Here is a 460-nt window from a genome sequence, read left to right as displayed (position 1 = left end):
AACGTCCACACAGCCTTGGTGAACGCATTTGCAGCCACCTGCTCGGTTCCTCATATCAAGGCAAAATCACGCCCGTCAATCTCCGCCACAGCAGCGTCGCCGGACTCCCTTCCTACTCCAGCCTCAGCAAAATTCCAGGCCAGGCCGACTTAGGTGTCGCCGTCATCCCGCACGACCATTACGACACACTGTTCAAAGCCTGCCGCAAAAAAGGCCTGCGCCACATTATCCTGATCCAAAATTGGGAAAACCTGCCGCCCGAATCCTGCAAAAACGCCCGTTCCATCATTCAAAAATATCACGGCGACGAATTAAACATCAGCGTTTGTAACAGCGCAGGCGGCCAACTTCCCTCACTCAATCTCAATATCGGCACCCAAGCCGACTATCCGGCCGGCCATATCGCATTACTCACCGGCCACAGCACTGTCAGCCGCAACATCAACCATCTGCTGAACAC

General features: G+C 54.6%; 1 protein-coding gene. It reads left to right on the top strand.

Annotated elements, in window-relative coordinates:
- The coding region (locus ACTHUG_RS11450; RefSeq protein ID WP_440422293.1) for a CoA-binding protein at positions 1–460 on the top strand (460 nt) is incomplete at both ends.

This window comes from Neisseria sp. P0022.S009, from assembly GCF_051956675.1.
In the GTDB taxonomy this organism is placed as follows: Bacteria; Pseudomonadota; Gammaproteobacteria; order Burkholderiales; family Neisseriaceae; genus Neisseria.
The sequence above is the reverse complement of the archived record's forward strand: the minus strand, read 5'-3'. Positions and strand labels throughout refer to the sequence as shown.